The sequence below is a fragment of the Flavobacterium soyae genome (genome assembly GCF_021245985.1).
Lineage (GTDB): Bacteria > Bacteroidota > Bacteroidia > Flavobacteriales > Flavobacteriaceae > Flavobacterium > Flavobacterium soyae.
The window spans coordinates 1-21,215 of sequence record NZ_JAJQXA010000013.1; the positions used below are offsets into that span (position 1 = coordinate 1).

The following is a 21,215-nucleotide window of genomic DNA, read 5'->3' on the forward strand; positions in this document are numbered from 1 at the left end:
AATCTTTAAAGACTACTTTTGAAGCTATACACACACCGCAATTTAATCAAATTGCAAGAATTAGGAAAGCGAAAGCTTTCCTTTTTTTATGCCACAAAAAAAGCTGCCTCACTTTTGAGACAGCCTCGTAGTTTTTGTTAATCGGGAATTTAGCGGATAGCCCAGCCCGGAGGGACACGCCCAAATTCTAATTATTTAATTTTTTGAGATTTTTTTTTTGAAACACATAGAAACATAGATTTTTTAGCTTTTGAAAAAGGTTGTAAAAAGAAACTAGTTTCTCACACATAGCTCTCAAAGTTTGTCATTCCGAGGAACGAGGAATCGCACTAGAAACTCTATAAAGAATGTCGACAATCTTTGTCGAATACCGAGTGCGATTCCTCGTTCCTCGGAATGACAAGATTGTGTGGCTATGTTTTTTTAAACAAGTGAAACGCCTTTATCGATAAAGAAAAATCTATGTTTCTATGTGTTTAGAATATTATTTTAATTTAGAAATCGCCTGATTAATGAAATCAAGTTCTGAAGCTGATAAATCGAAATCCATTGTTTTGGCGTTTGAAATGGCTTGTTCTGCGTTTCTTGCTCCGGCTAAAACAATTGTAATTCCTTTTTGTAAAGTTGTCCAGCGTAAAACCAATTGTGAAATCGAAATGTGTTTTGCGTTTGCCAGAGAACTTAATTCTTCGACCAATGTTTTTACTTTTTGAAGATCAAATTGACCGAAATAGCCATTTCTATGATCGTTATCTTTTAATTTGCTGTCGGTAAAATATTTTCCGGTTAGTAAACCTCTTTCCATTGGGCTGTAAGCAATGATTCCGATATTTTCCTGAATCGTAAGCGGGACTAAATCAGTTTGAATGGCCTGATTCAGCATACTAAAGGGAACTTGATTTGAAGCCAATTGAATTGTTTTTTGTGCTTCTTTTATTTGTTCTGCATTGTAATTACTAACTCCGGCTGCTCTAATTTTTCCTTGCTGAATAAGAATTTCTAAAGCCTCCATAGTTTCCTGAATTGGAGTAGTGGAGTCAGGCCAGTGAATTTGCAATAAGTCAATATAATCTGTTTGAAGGCGTTTTAAGCTTTCTTCAACTTCTTTGATAATGTTGTTTTTTGAAGTGTATTTATAAATTGGTAACTTTTTTCCGTTGTCATCGGCATCAAAAAAGAAATCACCTTTTCCGTAATTGCTTCCATCCCAGACCAAACCAAATTTGGTTAACAATTGTACTTTTGAACGATCTTGAGATTTTAAAGCTTCGCCAATCATTTCTTCGCTTAAGCCAAATCCATAAAAAGGAGCGGTGTCGATTGTGGTTACGCCGTGAGCTATAGAAGCGTGAATAGAGTCGATAGAATCTTTCTTTTCGTTTCCGCCCCACATGTTTCCGCCAATTGCAAATGCACCGTAAGTTATAGTTGATAATTCAAGTTCTGAGCTGCCTAATTTTCTATATTCCATGATATTAAAATTGATGTCTTAAATTTTTTTTGACAAAATTATACCATTTTTTAAAGTGTTAAATTGTATAATTTTGTCTTTTTTAGGTATATTTGCATCTTCAATTAATTCTTTAGATTATGAAAAAAGAAAATTTGTACGAGCCGTTTACGGTTTCCTTTGAAACATTGAATGAATATCCCGATGTTGGAGATCGTCATAATTTCTTTGAATTGGTTTATATTTTAGGCGGAACAGGAAGGCAGTGTATCAACAAGAATATTTTTGAATATGATGCTGGACATATGTTTTTATTGACGCCTGAAGATTGTCATAATTTTACAATTGAAACCGAAACGAAGTTTTTCTTTTTGAGGTTTAATGATATTTATTTGAAGAATTCCAGTCTGCAAAACGAAAATATTCAACGTTTAGAATATATTCTGCAAAATGCCAATCATCAGCCGGGTTGTATCTTGAAAAATGATGCCGATAAATGTTTGGTGAAAGTGATGATTGAGGCTATTTGCCGTGAACATCAGGATAAGGATGTATACAATCAGGAATTGATTCAGCAATTGGTAAATACGCTGATTATTATTGTGGCAAGAAATATTGCGAAATATTTACCGGAGCAGGTAAATGTAGGTTCTGAAGCCAGAGCGATGGATATTCTGCAATATATTCAGACGAACATTTATTATCCCGAGAAGATTAAAGCAGAATCTATAAGTGATTATTTCGGGATTTCGAATACGTACTTAGGACGTTATTTTAAGAAACATGCCAGTGAAACAATGCAGCAATATATCAGCAATTATAAGACGAAATTGATTGAGCATCGTTTACAATTCAGCGATAAGCGTATTAACGAAATTGCGTACGAATTTGGTTTTACGGATGAAAGCCATTTTAATAAATTCTTCAAAAAACAAAGAGGAAACAGTCCTTCGGAATTTAGAAAAACGATTCGGATTAGTGCATAAACACGAATTGTACGAATTTGCACGAATTTTTTTGCCACAGATTTAGAGGATTAAAATGATTTTTTATCTGTGTTATTTAGTTTTAAATCTTGAATCAAAAGCCATTCTGGCTGTGCTTAAGACTTTAATTTTTGATGCGTCTTTATGCTGTGGGTTTATTAAATAATTAAATTCCTGCGGTACAATACTGCTTGGAACTTTTAGAACTGCGGCTTCGTTGTAATCTATAAAGTCGTCGCCTATTGTCTGGGTTATTAAAATAGGTGGTTTAGAATCCCAGTCTTCGGGTAAATCTTCCAGATGCACTTCTTGAATAGTGATTTCGTCCGGGATTTCAATTTCTACATAAAAACGATCAACAGGTAAATCTTCACTTAAATCTAAATGAACTGAAACTTCAAGTGTTGCCAGGGCTCTGCTTTCTGCTGTATATACCATGCGGGTATTAAGGCTGTTCCATCTATAACCTTCAGACATTGATGCACCAATTCTTTTTAAAGTTGCTGCCAGGTATTTTTCTCTTTCAATTCTAAATACTATCATTATGCCAGGTTTCCGAACTCCAATCGATTTAAACTGAATTTTACTTCGTTAATTCCTGTAATTGTATCCAGCATATTTTCAGGTGTATTTCCTCCTATAGATAGATTTGGTTTTTTTAGCCATCGTTGAAATTTCTCCTCTTCATCGTTGAAAACCTCCAAACCGTAATCTATTAATTCATTAATTAAAATTACCAATTCGCTGTCTCTGCTGTCTAAAAGAAGATGCTCACTTTTCTTTTTGTTATAAGTTGTCTGCGGAATTCCAACAATTGTTAAAACTGATTTTACAGGATTGTTTAATCTTCTGCTGATGACTTCAATTGAATCATAGGGAATACCTGATCTTATGACTTCAACACGCTCAAGTTTATTGCTCCAGCTGTATTCTTTACCTCCGGAGTTTAACGTAGATCTCTTAATTGAGATTACTTTTCCTGATGCGTTTTCAATACTTCTTTTAGTATCAAAAGGTTCTGTTTTTTGTTTTATACTTTTCATAAGACAACTTATTTGCTGTAAAGATACAACAATTTTGTTGTTTAATTGTTTAATTGATGAAAAATATGAGCGAAATAGCCCTTCTGAATTCAGAAAAAGGATTCGTATTAATGCGTGATATTGGAACGCAGATGGTACGGATTTAAACGGGTTTATTTTGTTTTTCTACTATTCCCGATAGCTATCGGGATATTTGATTAAAAAGATTTTTAATTTGTGATAATTCGTGGAATTTGTGTTTTAAATAATCTTTTTTATCACACGCAAATTGTGTGTGTGTTTGTTTAATTCCGGATTGTAAATTCCAAGATGATCTAAGCGGTCAATGCGGACTTTTCCACTTGCGTGAATGATGTAATTGTTTTCCATAATGATGCCGACATGAATGATGTTTCCTTCTTCGTTGTCAAAAAAGGCTAAATCTCCTGCTTCACTTTCTTCAATAAAACTTAAAGGTTCTCCGTCAAGTGCCTGCTGCGATGCGTCGCGATGAATTTTGTAGCCGTTTAGTTTGTAAACCATTTGTGTAAAACCAGAACAATCGATTCCGAATGGTGTTTTTCCACCCCATAAATAAGGTGCGTTCAAATACATAAAAGCAGTGCTTATAAGTGCACTTTTTGGTTTTGCACCGCTGGTTTTTGTTCCTTCAAAATCAAAATTTGAAGTGTTGATTTCGCTATTGTTTAGAAAAGTTAAGGAAGCTCCAAGCGGAATGGGCAATAATAAATTATCCGGTGCAGTGATATAATCAATTAAATCAGCATTTAGAATTATGGCTTCTTTGCTTAACTGATTATACTGTTCCTCAGATATTACCTGATATTGTTTCGAATCTACCCAGCCTTCATAATCATCAAACTGAATTTTTATTCGAGCCCATTGATTTTGGCGTTCTAAAATTTTGATGTGTTCGCCAAACAAAAGCTGTGTAACGATTTCACTTCTGTCGCTAGGCTCAGATCGAACGGGTACTATGGCAAGATTGCAGATTCCGAACATTTAGATAATGTATTAGTTGAAAAATTAGGAGTTATTAGAAATTAATAACTCCTAATGAAATATTATTTAAGCTCTTTCGATAACAATTGCTGATGCTCCGCCGCCGCCATTGCAAATTGCTGCAGCTCCGGTTTTAGCGTTGTTTTGTTCTAAAACATTTAGTAAAGTTACAATAATACGAGCTCCTGAACAACCCAGAGGATGTCCTAATGAAACTGCACCGCCATTTACATTTATTTTATTGTTATCAAGATTTAAGATTTTTGAATTGGCTAGGCCAACAACTGAGAACGCTTCATTGAATTCGAAATAATCAACATCGCCAATTGCAATTCCTGCTTTGTTTAAAGCTTTTGGTAAAGCTTTTGCCGGGCTTGTAGTAAACCATTTTGGTTCCTGTGCAGCATCGGCATAACCTTTTATGTAGGCTAAAGGTTTTAGACCTAAAGCATTTGCTTTTTCTTCAGACATTAAAACTAAAGCTGCAGCACCATCGTTGATTGTTGAAGCGTTTGCAGCGGTTACTGTTCCGTCTTTTGTGAAAACAGCGCTTAATGAAGGGATTTTATCCAATTTTACATTGGTATATTCTTCGTCTTTAGAAACGATAACTGGTTCTCCGCGTCTTTGCGGAACTTCAACAGGAACGATTTCATTGTCAAATTTTCCGGAATCCCAGGCTTTTGCGCTTCTTTCATAAGACTGAATAGCAAAATTATCCTGTTCTTCACGGCTGATGTTGTATTCAGCTGCACATAAATCAGCGCAAACTCCCATTGCGTTGTTATCGTAAGCATCTGTCAAACCATCTTTTTGCATTCCGTCTAGCATTGTTGCCGGGCCAAATTTGTTTCCGGCACGCATTTGTACGTAGTGTGGAATCAAGCTCATGCTTTCCATTCCGCCGGCAACTACAATTTCTGCATCGCCGCAAGCGATTGCCTGTGCGCCAAACATTACAGCTTTCATTCCAGAGGCACAGACTTTGTTTACTGTTGTGGCAGCAACTTCGTTTGATAATCCGGCAAAAAGGGCAGCCTGACGGGCCGGAGCTTGTCCAACGCCTGCCTGGATTACATTTCCCATGAAAACTTCATCAACTAATTTTGGGTCTAGGTTAATTTTTGAAAGGGCTCCTTTTATGGCAGCAGCTCCTAATTTTGGTGCGGGTACGGTAGATAACCCTCCCATGAAACTTCCGATAGGTGTTCTAACGGCAGAAACGATAACAACTCTTTTGTTCATTTTCTGTTTAATATTAGTTAATCAAGCAAATTTACTGTTTATTTGAATAAATTCAAATTTTGTATCAATCCGAATGGATTTTAAATTTAAGATGAAATTTTTGTTAATTCTATTTGTTTGATTGTGAAGTGTTTTAAAAAAAAGATTGAAAAAAGATAAAAAAAAGCGCAAAAATAGTTGTGAGTAATATAATGTTGTGTTACATTTGCAACCGCAAAATAGGACACGTTTCCTTGAGCTTGGAGAGGTGCCAGAGCGGTAATGGAGCAGATTGCTAATCTGTCGACGGGTAACCGTCGCCAGGGTTCGAGTCCCTGTCTCTCCGCTTAATTTTTTGCCTCGGGGTGTAGCGTAGCCCGGTTATCGCGCCTGCTTTGGGAGCAGGAGGCCGCAGGTTCGAATCCTGCCACCCCGACTAAAACTTTAAGGGATAAAGTTTAAAAAAAAATGGACGCATAGCTCAGCTGGATAGAGCACCTGCCTTCTAAGCAGGCGGTCGAAGGTTCGAATCCTTCTGCGTTCACGAAAAGCCACTCAATTTGAGTGGCTTTTTTGTTTTATACAATCATCTATCTAGTCAATCGAACTGTTTTTATAATTTGGATTTTTAGAAACTTATTTCGTTTTTTTGATTTTAGAATTGTATTTTTATGTTGAACTTTTCTAAAATCGGAATAAAATAGAATCTCTTATATTAAAATATAAAAGTTTAGGAATTGCCGATGTATTGCATTATGAGAAATTCAATTTAATTTCCATAAGTCATCACTCTACAAAAATTGAAGGTTCTACTTTAACAGAACTAGAAACTCAAATTTTGCTGGATGATGGTCTGACTCCAAAAGGGAAGCCTGTTAATGATACTTTAATGGTTACAGATCATTTTAAGGCACTACATTTTATTGTTGATAAAGCAAGAAACAAAACAGCAGTTACAATAGAGTTAATAAAAGAAATTAATTCTTATGTAATGAAAAGCACAGGAGGCATCTACAGTACTATTTTGGGAGAAATTGATGCAGGTAAGAGAATGTTTCGAAAAGGAAATGTTACAGCAGGGATTTCTTATTTTCCAAATTATGACAAGGTAGAAAGACTAACTAATGAATTAGTTTTGTCTATCAATTCCCGAATGAATAATGATTTATCAATAGATGAAAAATTGAATTTATCTTTTGATGCGCATTTTAATCTAGTAAGCATTCATCCATTTTATGATGGAAATGGAAGAACTTCTCGATTGATTATGAATTACATTCAGGCTTTTTATGACCTTCCTTTAGCAATTGTAAATAGTGAAGATAAACAAGAATACATTCAGGCTTTGATTGATACAAGAGAAAAAGAGAATATTGAAATTTTTAGAAACTTCATGAAAAATCAATATGAGCAATATCTTTTAAATGAAATAAAAAAAATCGAAGACAGCTTTTCGTCAAAATCAAATAAGGGATTTAGTTTTCTTTTTTAAAATGAATTTATAGAATATAATAATCGGGACAGTCGAAGGTTCGAATCCTTCTGCGTTTACATAAAGCTGCTCAAATCGAGTGGCTTTTTTGTTTTGTATATTTATTTAAAAGTGCTTTTTTGTATAAAAGTTTGTAAATAGTTTTAATAATTAAATAAAAAAGTCCCACCGAAGCAGGACTAAAGATTTTCATCTACGGCATATAGCCTTATTGTGATAAGATTAAAGATTAGAAATTTTAATCAGTCACAAATATATAGAAAAAATATTCTGGTTAGAAAAAGGAAAACCGTAATTGTCTTAATTTTTTTTATAGTAAATTCCATGCAGATTAAATTTTAATAACGATGGCAAAAATTTTAGGATTAGATTTAGGAACAAATAGTATTGGATGGGCAATTGTTGATGATGAAAAAAAAACAATTGTTGATTCGGGAGTTAGGATATTTCCTGAAGGTGTTGTTGCAAAAACAATTGGACAAGGAGATAGAGAAGAAAGTAAGAATGCAAAAAGAAGAAATAGCAGGCAGCTAAGAAAGCAATTTTACAGAAAGAGATTAAGAAAAATAAAGCTACTAAGGACTTTAATATCGTTTGATATGTGTCCGTTGACAAATGAAGCACTTGATGTTTGGAGTAAATGGGACAAACAAGAGAAAAAAGAGGGTAGAATTGCTCCCGAAATTCATTTGCCTCAAAACCACCCCTATCATTTATGGTTAAAACAAAATCCTTATGAATTAAGAGATAAAGCAATACAAAATGATTTAACACTTTTTGAGTTTGGAAGAGTTTTGTACCATTTAATTCAACGAAGAGGTTTTTTAAGTAATCGTAAGGGAAAAGACGATGGAGCAATATATAAAGGAAAAGAAAATATTATAGGAATCTCACAAACTCAAAAAGAACTTGAAAATTCAACACTTGGCAAATATCTATTTGAGATTCTTCCTAAGGAAGGGGAACCTTATAAATTAATTACAGATGAAGAAGGAAACGAGTTAAGGGTAAGAGCACGTTATACCTTAAGAGACATGTATGTTGCAGAATTTGAAGACATTTGGAATAGACAAGAAAACCATTTAGGACTGGATAAGAAAAAAGTAATCAAGAATAAAAATATTTTTCTTAATGGAGACATAGAAAAAAATAATAGAAATAAAAGAAAGCTAGAATATCTAATTAAATCAAAAGGAATTGAAAATGTTGCCATTAGTTTATTAGAGAATAATACAGATAATATTTCAAGTAAAAAATATCTAGTAAAAGTATCTTCTGAAATTTCTCTTAAAGAGCTTTTAGCCGGTAATATTGAAAATGACGAGGATGGAAATTTAAAATTTAGAAGTCAAGATAGTATTTTGTTTTGGCAACGGCCTCTAAAATCACAAAAAAGATTGTTGTCAAAATGTCGCTTTGAATCTGACTTGAAAGACTACAATGGTAAATATTTGCAAAAGGGAAAAACACCATGCCATTTATCACATCCATTAAATGAGGAATTTAGAGCTTACCAATTTATTAATAATATTGAATACGGAAAGAAACAAAGATTGGAAGAAAGTCAACGGCTTCAGGTTTTGGATTTAATAAATTCAAAAGAGAGTAATTTTAATTTCACTGAAATAAAGAAAAAACTGAAGTTAGAATATGAAAAATTTAATTATTCTGATGATCAGAAAGTTCCGGGTAATTACACTATTAAAAGTTTAAATTCAATTTTTTCAGAATCAGTATTAAGAAAGGAGCATGTTAATTCTGTAAATGGTAAAGAAGTTGTTGAATATGGATTTGAAAAAATTTGGCACTGTTTTCATTATTTTGAAGATAATGATTTACTAGTAAAGAAGCTTTCTATTGATTTTGCTTTAGATGAAATAAATATAAATAAAGTTTCTAAAATTAATTTAAAAGAAGGTTATTCCAATGTATCATTAAAAGCTATAAAAAATATTTTACCTTATTTAAAACAGGGTAAAAGGTTTAGTGACGCTGTAATTCTTGGAGGTGTAAGGAATGCCTTTGGTCATAAATGGGAAATTTATAAGAATGATCATCAGCAATTAGAGAAAGATATTATTTCTATATTGAAACTTAAATACAACAAGGAGGGAGATGCAATTGAGAAAATAAAAGAGTACCTGATTGAAAATAAATACGGTTTTGTTGAAAATGATAAAAGATTTAGAAAACTTTATCATCATAGTCAAGAAATTGAAAAGGTTGAGAAAAAGGATAGAATTGGAGAAATTGAAAATTTAAGAAACCCAATAGTTCAGCAAGGCGTTAATGAAGTAAAGAGGTTAGTTAATGAATTATTAAAAATACATCAGACATTTGACCAGATAAGAGTGGAGCTAGGACGAGATTTAAAAAATAATAAAACAAAAAGACAGGAATTAGGCTATAAAATTGCTGATAATACCAAAAAAAATGATGAAGCTAAGCAACTTCTAACAGAATTTGGATTAAAACACAGTAGGGAAAATATTCAAAAAGTTTTATTGTATAAAGAAATGCAGGAACGTGGTACAATTGCAGTTTGTCCTTATACTAATAAAACAATCAATATTTCCGATGTTTTAGGAAGAGAAAATAAAATTCAGATTGAGCATATTATCCCGAGAAGTGTTTCCCTCGATGACAGTTTTGCGAACAAAACACTTTGCGATGCAAAATTTAATGGATTGAAAGGAGAAAGGACGCCGTATGATTTTTATCAATTAAACAAGGATTCTAATTTGTGGGGCGGTGCTAAAACTTGGGAAGAAATTGAGTACCGTGTGTTTAAATTACTGCCTTACACGAAAGCAAAGAAATTTACCTCTAAAACAAAATTTGAGAAGAGTGATTTTATTGAAAGACAATTAAATGACACAAGGTACATCAGTAAAAAAACAAATGAAATACTTTCACAAGTTTGTGATGATGTTCGTGTAATGCCAGGTGGGTTAACAGCTGAGCTCAGAAAACTTTGGGGATTGAACAATATTTTACAACCTACATTTACAGTTGATATTCCAGATTTGTACATTACTGAAAATAAACATATACCACATTATGTTGTTCTGAATGCAGATAGTAAGCCAGTAGTTTTCCAGAGAATTTACAACTCAAAACCAGAATTAGAAAATGATGAAACTGCATTATTCGGAAATGTGGATAAAGGAATTTTCAAACCTAGTGTCAAATATGTCAATTTTCAGATGGAAACTCCAGAACTCAAAAATGGCGAATATTGGGCAAAGTTAAAAATATCAGAACCAAAAGATGTTGTTAGAGTTTTTAGAGATAAACCAGAAGCATCAGAAGAAGAAATTGTATTAAAAGGCAAAGTTGAAAAAGAAAAGTTTAAAAATGAAGGCTTGGGCTTAATAAACGCTTCGGGAAAAGATAATGGTACTTATTGGGCTAAACTCTCCATCTTGAAAAAGAAATTTGAAGCACCTAATAAAGAAGACCAGCCTAAAAAGAATGGAAAACAATTATTGCTTTTTGGAGAAGTAAAAGAAGGTATTTTCTCATCTTATATTTATCAGTGTGAAACCACGGAATTAGATGGTAAATATTGGCTGTTAATTGATGTTGATTTTGAAAAAGTTAATTTTGAAAGAGCAGTCAACGAAAGACCTATTCTCAATGATTATCAAATATTAATTGAAGGGACTACAAACGATGATGGTATTTTTGTCTCGGAAATGGACAACCAGCATCAGTTTGAAATGAAGGAGGGAAAAGGAAGGTATTGGGTATTGTTTGATATACTTTCTGAAGTCAAAGATTTTTATGATGTTAAGAACGAGGCTCCAAAACTTGAAGATGGGCAAACTTTGGTAGAAGGAACAGTATGGGTTGATAAGTATACAGGCGAAATTAAGTTTGATCCAAAAAAAAATAGAGAAGATCATAGGCATCATGCACTTGACGCTTTAGTTATTGCTTTAACGAAGGAAAGATATTTTCAGGAATTAAGTAAATACAATGCTTCTGTTGAAAATAAAAAAAGAGGTAATGAATACGAAAAAGAACAATTGGATTTTCCAGAACCTTGGAATGGATTTCATACTGATGCAATGAATGCAATTAATAAAATATTGATTTCTCATAAACAGAACAGAAACATACTTGTAGAAGTTAGAAAAAAGGTTATTAAGGACGGAAAGAGTTATTTGAGTGTTGGTCAAGCTGTACGGGGACAATTACATATGGAAAACTTTTATGGAAAGATAACCCCACCAAGTGGGAAGGAAGGGTATCATATTCGCAAATCTATAGAGAGTCTTGTGACAGATAAACAACTTAATAAAATTGTAGATCTAAAAATCCGTGAGATTATTATTAAAGCTAGAAAAGCAGAAGTTCAACTCTATAAGGAAATTGAGAAATTGACTAAACAAATAAAAACAGCAAAAACTGATTTTGAAGAAGAGCAATTAAAAAAGGAGATTGATGTTTTAAAAAATAAGATAAATAATTTATATACTTTACCTAATAAAAATGGAGAAAGAGTTCCAATTAAGAAAGTACGGGTTTCAGAGGAAATGGGAAATGCACAACAATTAAAGCCCTCCATCAAACAATTTGTAAATCCAAGGAATAATCATCATGTTATTATATATAAGAATGAAAACAATGAAGTAAAGGATGGAATAACTAATTTTTGGAATGTAGTTGAAAGAAAAAAGCAAAATGATGAAATATATAAGTTGCCTGAATCAACATTTGCAGAGCCATATCCAAAGGAAATGTTATTAACTTTTCAAGAAAATGATATGTTTATATTAGGGCTTACCAATGATGAATACAGAGATAATATTGGAAATGAATCATTTTTGAGTAAACATTTATATAGAGTTCAAAAAATATCTGAAGGAGATTTTTCATTTAGGCACCATTTAGCTTCTACTGTATTACATAAAGAACAAGAAGTTAGAATTGCAAGTATGAAAAAATTTCAAGAAGTAAATCCAATCAAAGTTACAGTTTCTATTTTTGGAAAAATTGAGGATAAATAAAAAATTAATTAAGTTCTTTGACACTTTTAATCTTAAACCTCTCAAACCACAACGGAAAATCGTTCCGATTTTCTACAATGGATTTTCCGTTGTGGTTTGATTAAAGATTAGAAAACACGATATTAAAAATTCTAAGTATAAATGCATAAGGTTAGTTGTGGTTTGATTAAAGATTAGAAAACACGATATTGATAACCCTTATCTCCATCCAAGTTACCTAGTTGTGGTTTGATTAAAGATTAGAAAACACGATATTGTGCGTCGTGTAAACGGCTCTCGTCTACTTGTTGTGGTTTGATTAAAGATTAGAAAACACGATATTTTTAATTCATTTTCAAGCCTTACAGTTCCTGTTGTGGTTTGATTAAAGATTAGAAAACACGATATTCGCGTGCGAGAGTAGAGAATTATTATTACTGTTGTGGTTTGATTAAAGATTAGAAAACACGATATTATGAACAATTGAAAGAAATGCCTATTAACGGTTGTGGTTTGATTAAAGATTAGAAAACACGATATTCTTATAAATTTTATTATAGTAAGGTTTCTGGTTGTGGTTTGATTAAAGATTAGAAAACACGATATTTCTAAACGTTGTTTTTGTAATTGAAATTCAGTTGTGGTTTGATTAAAGATTAGAAAACACGATATTTAAAGGGCAGATGTTAACAGATTGGTTCGAGTTGTGGTTTGATTAAAGATTAGAAAACACGATATTCTGTATGTAAAGACAATGCATGACAAAGCTGTTGTGGTTTGATTAAAGATTAGAAAACACGATATTGTAGTAAACTCAACATCTTTGAGATATGGTGTTGTGGTTTGATTAAAGATTAGAAAACACGATATTATTTTAAATGTTCAAATAAATAATGTTGCTGTTGTGGTTTGATTAAAGATTAGAAAACACGATATTTGGGTTGTTGTTGCTAGATATTGCATTGATGTTGTGGTTTGATTAAAGATTAGAAAACACGATATTAGTTCTAGTTGATTATTCGAGATATTACCAGTTGTGGTTTGATTAAAGATTAGAAAACACGATATTATTCGAAGACGCGTTTCTTGAATGTAAACGGTTGTGGTTTGATTAAAGATTAGAAAACACGATATTCGTAGAAAGCTTGGTATTTAGACTCGTCTGTTGTGGTTTGATTAAAGATTAGAAAACACGATATTTCTGAGTTGCGCAAAAATGATTTTACAAATGTTGTGGTTTGATTAAAGATTAGAAAACACGATATTTTTTGATACATTTCCTGTTGGTGTATCATTGTTGTGGTTTGATTAAAGATTAGAAAACACGATATTTTTGGAAACCAATCACCGTAAATTAAATTTGTTGTGGTTTGATTAAAGATTAGAAAACACGATATTGAATGATGCAAGAAATGCAAACATAGCATTGTTGTGGTTTGATTAAAGATTAGAAAACACGATATTAGTCGGCTTGTTTCCTTCTGATATATAATGGTTTAGATTCGAATATCGCTTAAAAAAATGTCTCTTTTATGGTTTGATAACCCATAATTGAGGCATTTTTTCTATTGCAGGGTTTAGTGAATAAGGTTTTAGTCTATGAGACTTATTGAAGATTATAAAGGAATATTAAAATAATTCTAATTGCGTAGGTTGAGGTGCAGAAGGTAAGGCTGCTTTTCCCCAAAAATTCAAAATATTACCAAATTGTTTATCAGTTATTCGAAGTACACTTACTTTTCCTAAAGGTGGTAATAGTTTGTGGATTCTCTTTTCATGAACATCAGCGCTTTCGCTGCTTGCGCAGTGGCGTACATAAACAGAATATTGCATCATTGAAAATCCATCTTTTAATAAATTGTTTCTAAATCCAGATGCATTTCGTCTGTCTTTTTTTGTTTCTGTGGGTAGATCAAAAAAAACAAACAGCCACATTATTCGATATCCGTTAAGCTCCATAATGCAGGATATTTAATTTTTTTTCGATTTCCTGTAAAACATTGTTGAAGGGAACTGGCAGTCTTTTGTAAAGCGACCATTAAAGGACTTTTCTCATCTTTAAAATAAACTGTTCTGGTTAATATTTGTAACAACTCTGCCTTAATAACAGTGTTTAATTCTTGTTCATCAAAACGCTGCATGATATCAAAGACTTTTTCATCAACGATAGGACGAAAAGGTTCCATAATATCGTCGGCAAGGGCAAAAGCATTGTATTTACTTTTGTGATGGATTCCTAATGTATTCAGTAGCCCGCTTCCAGAAAGAGCTCTTGCAGTTGCGGCTCTTAAAATGGCATAACCATAATTCAAGAAATTATTAGGATAGTCACCATATCGTTCTCGTTTTATTCCATCAAATTCTAAATTTGGCTGAGGGAAATATTTCCAGTATTGCTGTGCAGCAACTCCTTCCATATTAGATGAATCTCCGCTTAATACTTTGCTGGCCAGAAATACAAAACTATTTTTTGAATTAGTTATTTTTTCGAGTAATTGGCCTTGGTTTTTAATTTTTTCAATTATAGTTTGCTGCCATAACTGCTTTTTTAACGGTATAGAAGCATCAATTTGATTTTTGAATATTTCCTGTTGAATATGATGACTATTAAGATTTAAAAGCATTCCGTTAGGGAGGTGATTCTTTCCGCAGATAATAATAGAAGTATTGTTATCAACAAGTAAATTCATAGCAGGAATACTGAGGTAGATTTCGTTATGATCAAGTATAAGAAAGCCAATATCCTCAATTGGGATAGCACTCTCTTTCATTTCTGATTTTAGTACTAATTGATTATTTTTTGCAGTTATCGAAAACTTGTTTTCAATTAAAATAGATTTTTTTAGCATAAAAATTTAATTTGAAATTATAAATAATCGTTTCCTCTGCCTAAACATGCATTGTTTAAATTATTTGTATAAAGTTCGACTTTAAAGAAATGTTGTTTTTACGGTTTTCCATAATTTACAATTTTAGTTTCAATATTAATAGAACAAAACCTGGCGATAAAGAAGAAAAATTCGCCTTAGTAACTTTAGCAGTAATTGAAAAAAAGGAACGAAAGTTAAGTGATATGAAAGAAAACTTACTGTAATTAAACAAAATTGAATAGGCAAATAAAATAAAAAACACAGTTTTAAATTACATATTGATTGATTTCTTAGATTTGTATAACAGATCCAAAAACTTTTTTATCATGCCGGTAATTGAACAATCAGAATATAATTTTCCTTCTATTATTCATCGCAACAGGCATATATCTACTATTTATGCTGCTTTGTTTAAAAGGTTTGAAGTTCCAGGATACACAAGAGAAAAACTTGAGTTGAGTGACGGAGATTTTATCAATATTGATTTTATTATAAACGATACTAAAAAAGCAGTAATTCTATGCCATGGTTTAGAAGGTGATTCCCGAAGAACGTACAATAATAGCTGTGCGGCTTATTTTCAGCAGAAAGGTTTTTCAGTTTTCGCATGGAATAACCGTACCTGTGGTGGAGAAATGAACCGACTGCCGAGACTTTATCATCACGGAGCGGTTGATGATCTGGATGAGGTGGTTCAGTTTGTTTTACAAAAAGGATTCGAAGATGTTTATTTGATTGGATATTCAATGGGAGGTGTTCAGCTCCTGAATTATTTTGGCTGGACAAAAATTGATAAACGTATAAAGGCGGGAGTCTCTATCTCTGCGCCAACGCATATTGCAACAAGTGCAGCTATACTCAAACAAGGGTTTAACAGAGTCTATTTAAAGAACTTTACTATTGATATTAAGAAAAAGCTGAAATACAAAGCGGCACAGTTTCCTGATTTTATAAACCGTGATCAGATTGATAAAATTTCTTCATTTGATGAAGTCGATCAGTATTTTACAGCACCGCTGCATGGTTTTGCGAGTAGAGATGATTATTATCAACGTGTTTCTCCGGAATTTTCCCTTAAAAATATTACCACTCCGGTTTTAATTATTAATTCTCTTGATGACCCTTTTTTAGGTGAAAGATGTTATCCCAGAGCTATTGCCCAAGAGAGTGAATATGTATATCTGGAAACCCCAAAGTATGGAGGACACTGTGCTTTTCCGCTGCGTAATTCAACGTATTCCTATGCAGAGAAAAGGGCATATAAGTTTTTTAAATCCTGTACATCTGCAGAGATTACTAAAGCTGAATATTAAATGGGTTAAGAAAAAAACTTTTCTTAGCAGGTTAATAATTTTTTCTTTGGGTCATCTCCAGTAAAATTTCCATACTATCGGGAATAATATACAATACCTGATTGCCAGAAGTTGATGGAAGTCCTTCAAAAGCTACTGCGGCCAAATAATGTTCAGCAAAATCGAAACTATATACCTGCCAGTTTTGAGTGTTTTTTACCAGCTTAAAATCTAAATTATGCTGTCCTTCTATACAAGGAATATATTTAAAATCTTCATCAATTCCTTTTCCTAATGCTTTTACAAAGGCTTCTTTGCGTGTCCATAAAGTATAAAAAGCGTTTTTTTTATCATCAGCATTCTGAATTACTAACCTCTCGTGATCGTCAAAGATATCCGGGAAAAGGTCAGTAAATTTAAAATCGTTAGATAAATATTCAATATCCAGTCCTACCTTTTTACGTGAAAACGCAATAGCTGCATAGTCTTCAGAATGTGAGATATTGAAATGGAGCCACGGGTGTGAAGCCAAATATGGTTTTTTATTAAAATCATAATCAAGATAAATATTTTTTATATCTGATTTAGTGTAAGCCCCTAAAAGAAGTTTTAAAATCGACCTGTATATAATGAATCGGTTTCGGTCTATTTCCTTATAATAGCGTTTTGCTTTTTTTAGTTCAGGAGAATTTAGAAACTGTGATAAATTAGCTTTAAAGTCAATGAAATTAGGCAGATAAATAGAGTAAATGATTATATCGCCAGTATCTAAAGAATATTCTTTACCAGAAACTAATGTAACGCCCTTTATGTCCGAAAAAGAAATAAAGAGCCTAGATGTTTTCATTTTTTTCATCTAAGATGTCTTGAAGTAGCCTCGCTAAAACTATATCATTTGGCGGCGCTACAATGTCTAAGTGATTACCGGAGATATTATGAATTGTTACGCCTCCCAACGCAGCCTTTTTCCAGCCAAGGTGCGTAGGGTCAAGTCTGTAATTAATGTCATCTTTTGATCGAAATAAATCTACTTTAAAGTTTTGCGGTTTAAGGTGATAACGATCAACAATTTTTTTAACCATACGATCAGCTTCTATAAATTCTTTGAGTGCTAGTGCTTCTTGTTCAGTCATTGTGTCTTTCTTACCAAAATGTCTTTTCAGTATATATTCTTTTTTTCTATTAATACGCATTTTAAAAGCCTTCCAGCTCAATAGCATTTCTTTTAAAAAATCTAGTCTTCTATGTGTAACATCAAAGTATCTAACGAGTTGTTTTCGTCTGTAATTTCCATAATAATAAGAAGAGTCAACATAAGAGTCGAGTAATGCTGTTAAGCTTACTTTTTTTCCTTGTTCCTTTAATTGACGGGTCATTTCGAAGGCCACAATACCGCCGAAAGAAAAACCTGCTAAAGCGTAAGGCCCTTTTGGGTTTACTTTTATAATTGCATCTATATAATGAGCGGCCATAGCTTCAATTGACTCATACCATCTGTCAAAACCTTTAGGTTTAATACCCTGAATTGCATAAATAGGCTGATCTTCATCAAAGTGTTTACTCAGATTAATAAAATTTAAAACATTGAGTCCTGCTCCGTGAATGATAAAAAGCGGTACTTTGTTTCCGTTAGGGCTTATTGGAACTAAACAATCTGAATAAATTTCGGTACCTGTATTTAACAGTTTTGCAAATTTCTCGACAGTTGAATATTTAAATAATGCTGATAGGGGTATTCGTTTACCAGTGTATTTCTCTATTTCAACCATTACCTTTACTCCCTTTATCGAATGCCCGCCCATTTCAAAGAAATCACTAAAAATATCGATATTCTCTATATCCAGGCTTTCTTTCCAAATAGCGGCCACAATATTTTCTTCTTCTGTTCGGGGAGCAGTGTATTGAAGTATTTTGTTTGCTTTATATTGTGATAATGCTTTACGATCGATCTTGCCGTTAAGTGTTGTTGGTATTTTCTCCAATAAATTAAAATCATGTGGGATTAACTGTACCGGTAAGCGTGCAGCCAAAGTTTCGCGCCATAAAGGGATTTGATTTTTGGCACTTTCTATACTGGAATCAGGTACAATATGGGCTACAAGAAAGTTTTCATTAGCTAATACAACAGCATATTTTATGCCGTCAAGCTGCAGCAGCGCTTGTTCTACCTCGCCAGGTTCAATACGGTGTCCTCTAATTTTAACCTGTTGGTCCAGACGTCCTAAACATTCTATTTCATTGCTTGGAAGTAATTTTCCTAAATCGCCGGTACGATAAATTATGTCATCTTTACGAGCAGAAAAACTATTTTTAATAAATTTTTCAGATGTAAGCTCAGGTCTGTTCCAATACCCTTTTGCAAGACCATCACCGCCAATGGCAATTTCACCTATTTTTCCTGGTGCCATAAGCTGTCCTTGTTCATCAATGATATAAAGTTGTGTATTTGCAATAGGTTTACCAATAGTTATTAATGTATCGTCAGCTTTTACCTGTTTTACAGCTGAATAAATGGTGGTTTCCGTTGGTCCGTAGACATTCCACACCGTATTACACTTACTAGTAAGCGCTTTTGCAAGATCTGCAGGCATTGCCTCGCCGCCGCATAGTGCCTTAAGCGGTAATGGTTCATCCCAGCCAGAATCCAGAAGCATTGACCAGGTTGTGGGAGTGGCTTGCAGAAAACTGATGTTTCCCTTTTTTACCAGCTCAAGCAAGAGTCGTCCGTCTCTGGCAGTTTCATGATCAGCAAGTATTAATGCAGCACCTTTAATGAGTGGTAAATATAGCTCCAGACCGGCAATGTCAAAAGAAATAGTAGTGATCGACAGCAATCTGTCATTTTCGTTAATACCGGGTTCTAAAGTCATACTGCAAAGTAAGTTAACCAGATTTTTATGAGTAATGGGAACACCTTTTGGATTACCTGTTGATCCAGATGTATAGAGTATATACGCTGCATTATCCGGCTTCACAGTAACAGGAAGAGGCGATGCATCATATTGGTTTAATGATTCCATGGCATCTTCTATAAAAAGGATATGCGGCCATGATGGTAAGGAGGTAAATAATGTTTTACTGGTCAATAAAACTTTCGATCCGGAATTGGTAAGCATAAATTCTAAGCGACCTTTAGGATATTCAGGATCCAGCGGAAGGTAAGCCGCACCACACTGCATTATGGCTAACAAAGTATAAAGCAGTTCCGGGCTGCGGGAAACAGAAACAGCAATAAAATCTCCGGACTGAATGCCTTGCGCTTTTAAATAATGGGCTAATTGATTTACTTTTTGGTGTAACTCGAGATAAGTAGTTTTAGATTCATGAAATTCCAGGGCTATGTTGTTTGGTGTAAGTTCTGCTTGTTTTTTAAGTAATTCTGTTAAGGCCACATCTGGATAGGGCATTTCAGTATTATTTAGAGCATCATAATCAGCTAAATAATGACTTCCGATTATGTCTGACAGCGGATTATCTGCACCATTTATTAGTTTATTCATAATATCTTCAAATGTATGCATCATTTTGTTTATGGTCTCTTGTTTGAACAGGGTAGTATTATATGACCATTGAAATATGGGACCATTTTTAGTTCTAAAAATATGAAGCTGAATTTCAAAGGTTGCGTATTCTCTGGGGTTAATTTTAAATTCATGAGAAAGGCCTGCAAATGAAAACTCACTTTCTATATCCCGATTCATATCAACAGTTAATACAACTGGCACCAAAGGAATTCTGGAAGGATCCCTGGTAATGGCCAAGCTTTTAAGAAGATGGCCAAAACTTACCTGCTGATATTCGTATGCATCAAATAGCTGTGAATTTCTTTGTTTCAGGTATTCTAAAAAAGTGATATCAGAACTAATTTTACTGCGTAAAGGAAGCAGGTTAGCACAATCTCCAACCAATTGTCTCATATCATATAATGTATTTCCCGAAGAAGGAAATCCTACTACTAAATCGTTTTGACCTGTAATTTTGCATAAAAAGACTTCAAATGCAGCGAGCAAAGTGGTAACTAAGCTGCAGCCGGCACTTAATCCTATATTTTTTAATGCGTTTGTGATGGTATTATCCAATGGAAAATCCAGACGATTACTATTATAGGTTCGTAAAGAAGGCCTTACCTGATCTAGAGGTAATTCAATTGTGGGAGATGATTCTTTATAAACACTAAGCCAAAAATTTTCCAGCTGTTTATATTCATTACTTTCCATAAACGAATTAACTTTTTCGGCATATTCGCTAAAACGTTCCGGATCTGGAAGGGTTGGTTTTTTATTTTCAACGAAGGCAGAATAAAGCATGCCAAGTTCTTCTAATATAACATCAATACTAAGTCCGTCTCCAACAATATGATGAATTGTCAGGGTCATTAAATATTCAAATTCATCAATTTTAATCAAATTAACTTTGAATAATGGGCCGTTAACAAGGTTAAAAAGAGCATTTACTTCTTCTTTAACTAATGTTTTTACAGCAAGTTCTTTTTCAGCTGTTTTTAGGCCAGAAAAGTTATTATGCGAAACTTCAAAATTAACATCGCTGTAAATACACATATAGCGTCCGTCCGGACTAAACGCAGCTCTCAAGCATTCATGACGATGTACTAAGGTCTTTACTGCCTGTTCAAAAGTGTCTATTATCAAGTTGCCTTTAAATTTAATAGAAACAGACAGGTTGTATGCTTTATTAGCATCACTGCCTCCAAAAATGCAATCTGACCATATTTCCTGCTGTGAATTTGTGGTATGAATTACTCTTTCAATTTCAGGTAAAAATGGATTAAATTGAATTTCAGTTTCAGTTTTTATTTCAGATTTATTTTTCATTGTTATCATAATTCTATTTTTAAATGTAAT

General features: G+C 33.2%; 13 protein-coding genes, 3 tRNA genes and 1 CRISPR repeat array. Of the genes, 7 read left to right on the forward strand and 9 right to left on the reverse strand.

Annotation, left to right across the window (positions count from 1 at the left end):
• Positions 1–484 precede the first annotated feature (484 nt).
• Complete coding sequence (locus LUU93_RS16155; protein WP_232682212.1) at positions 485–1,471, reverse strand: aldo/keto reductase; 987 nt, start codon at positions 1,469–1,471, stop codon at positions 485–487.
• Positions 1,472–1,590: 119 nt separating this feature from the next.
• Here LUU93_RS16155 and LUU93_RS16160 point away from each other — a divergent pair, with 119 nt between their 5' ends.
• A complete protein-coding gene (locus LUU93_RS16160; RefSeq protein WP_232682213.1) occupies positions 1,591–2,436 on the forward strand; it encodes an AraC family transcriptional regulator in 846 nt (281 codons plus the stop codon).
• Positions 2,437–2,508: 72 nt separating this feature from the next.
• Here LUU93_RS16160 and LUU93_RS16165 read toward each other — a convergent pair whose 3' ends face one another.
• From LUU93_RS16165 to LUU93_RS16180, 4 genes are all read right to left on the reverse strand, one after another.
• Positions 2,509–2,979: an RES family NAD+ phosphorylase gene (locus LUU93_RS16165; protein WP_232682214.1), complete on the reverse strand. Its 471-nt coding sequence runs from the start codon at positions 2,977–2,979 to the stop codon at positions 2,509–2,511.
• A complete protein-coding gene (locus LUU93_RS16170; RefSeq protein WP_232682215.1) occupies positions 2,979–3,479 on the reverse strand; it encodes an Xre family toxin-antitoxin system antitoxin in 501 nt (166 codons plus the stop codon). Before LUU93_RS16170 ends, LUU93_RS16165 begins: the two co-directional genes overlap by 1 nt.
• 240 nt (positions 3,480–3,719) lie before the next feature.
• Positions 3,720–4,481, reverse strand: a complete 762-nt coding sequence (locus LUU93_RS16175; RefSeq protein ID WP_232682216.1) for a C40 family peptidase — start codon at positions 4,479–4,481, stop codon at positions 3,720–3,722.
• Positions 4,482–4,547: 66 nt separating this feature from the next.
• Positions 4,548–5,726, reverse strand: coding sequence for an acetyl-CoA C-acyltransferase (locus LUU93_RS16180; protein WP_232682217.1), 1,179 nt, complete (start codon positions 5,724–5,726; stop codon positions 4,548–4,550).
• Between the two features lie 241 nt (positions 5,727–5,967).
• Between LUU93_RS16180 and LUU93_RS16185 the strand changes: the two genes are divergently transcribed.
• The 5 genes from LUU93_RS16185 (at position 5,968) to cas9 (ending at position 12,212) form a co-directional block, all read left to right on the forward strand.
• Positions 5,968–6,051 (forward strand) — tRNA-Ser (locus LUU93_RS16185).
• Between the two features lie 15 nt (positions 6,052–6,066).
• Positions 6,067–6,141, forward strand: a tRNA-Pro gene (locus tag LUU93_RS16190).
• 34 nt (positions 6,142–6,175) lie between these two features.
• Positions 6,176–6,249, forward strand: a tRNA-Arg gene (locus LUU93_RS16195).
• Positions 6,250–6,453: 204 nt separating this feature from the next.
• A complete protein-coding gene (locus LUU93_RS16200) occupies positions 6,454–7,197 on the forward strand; it encodes a Fic family protein (RefSeq protein ID WP_232682218.1) in 744 nt (247 codons plus the stop codon).
• Between the two features lie 347 nt (positions 7,198–7,544).
• Positions 7,545–12,212, forward strand: coding sequence for a type II CRISPR RNA-guided endonuclease Cas9 (gene cas9, locus LUU93_RS16205; RefSeq protein WP_232682219.1), 4,668 nt, complete (start codon positions 7,545–7,547; stop codon positions 12,210–12,212).
• Between the two features lie 88 nt (positions 12,213–12,300).
• A CRISPR array of direct repeats spans positions 12,301–13,655; the repeat unit is 36 nt; unit sequence GTTGTGGTTTGATTAAAGATTAGAAAACACGATATT.
• A gap of 165 nt (positions 13,656–13,820) precedes the next feature.
• On the opposite strand, the gene cas2 is transcribed toward cas9, so the two are convergent.
• Together cas2 and cas1 are read right to left on the reverse strand one after the other, a co-directional pair.
• Positions 13,821–14,150 carry a CRISPR-associated endonuclease Cas2 gene (gene cas2 / locus LUU93_RS16210; protein ID WP_073485070.1) on the reverse strand — a complete coding sequence of 110 codons (330 nt, stop codon included), beginning with the start codon at positions 14,148–14,150 and terminating at the stop codon, positions 13,821–13,823.
• Entirely contained in the window at positions 14,126–15,040 is a 915-nt protein-coding gene (cas1, locus tag LUU93_RS16215; protein ID WP_232682220.1) for a type II CRISPR-associated endonuclease Cas1, read from the reverse strand. Before cas1 ends, cas2 begins: the two co-directional genes overlap by 25 nt.
• A 347-nt stretch (positions 15,041–15,387) precedes the next feature.
• Here cas1 and LUU93_RS16220 point away from each other — a divergent pair, with 347 nt between their 5' ends.
• Complete coding sequence (locus tag LUU93_RS16220) at positions 15,388–16,374, forward strand: YheT family hydrolase (protein ID WP_232682221.1); 987 nt, start codon at positions 15,388–15,390, stop codon at positions 16,372–16,374.
• A gap of 31 nt (positions 16,375–16,405) precedes the next feature.
• Here LUU93_RS16220 and LUU93_RS16225 read toward each other — a convergent pair whose 3' ends face one another.
• Positions 16,406–17,200: a 4'-phosphopantetheinyl transferase family protein gene (locus tag LUU93_RS16225; protein WP_232682222.1), complete on the reverse strand. Its 795-nt coding sequence runs from the start codon at positions 17,198–17,200 to the stop codon at positions 16,406–16,408.
• Positions 17,187–21,194: a non-ribosomal peptide synthetase gene (locus LUU93_RS16230; protein ID WP_232682223.1), complete on the reverse strand. Its 4,008-nt coding sequence runs from the start codon at positions 21,192–21,194 to the stop codon at positions 17,187–17,189. The genes LUU93_RS16225 and LUU93_RS16230 overlap by 14 nt, the downstream gene beginning before the upstream one ends.
• Positions 21,195–21,215 lie beyond the last annotated feature (21 nt).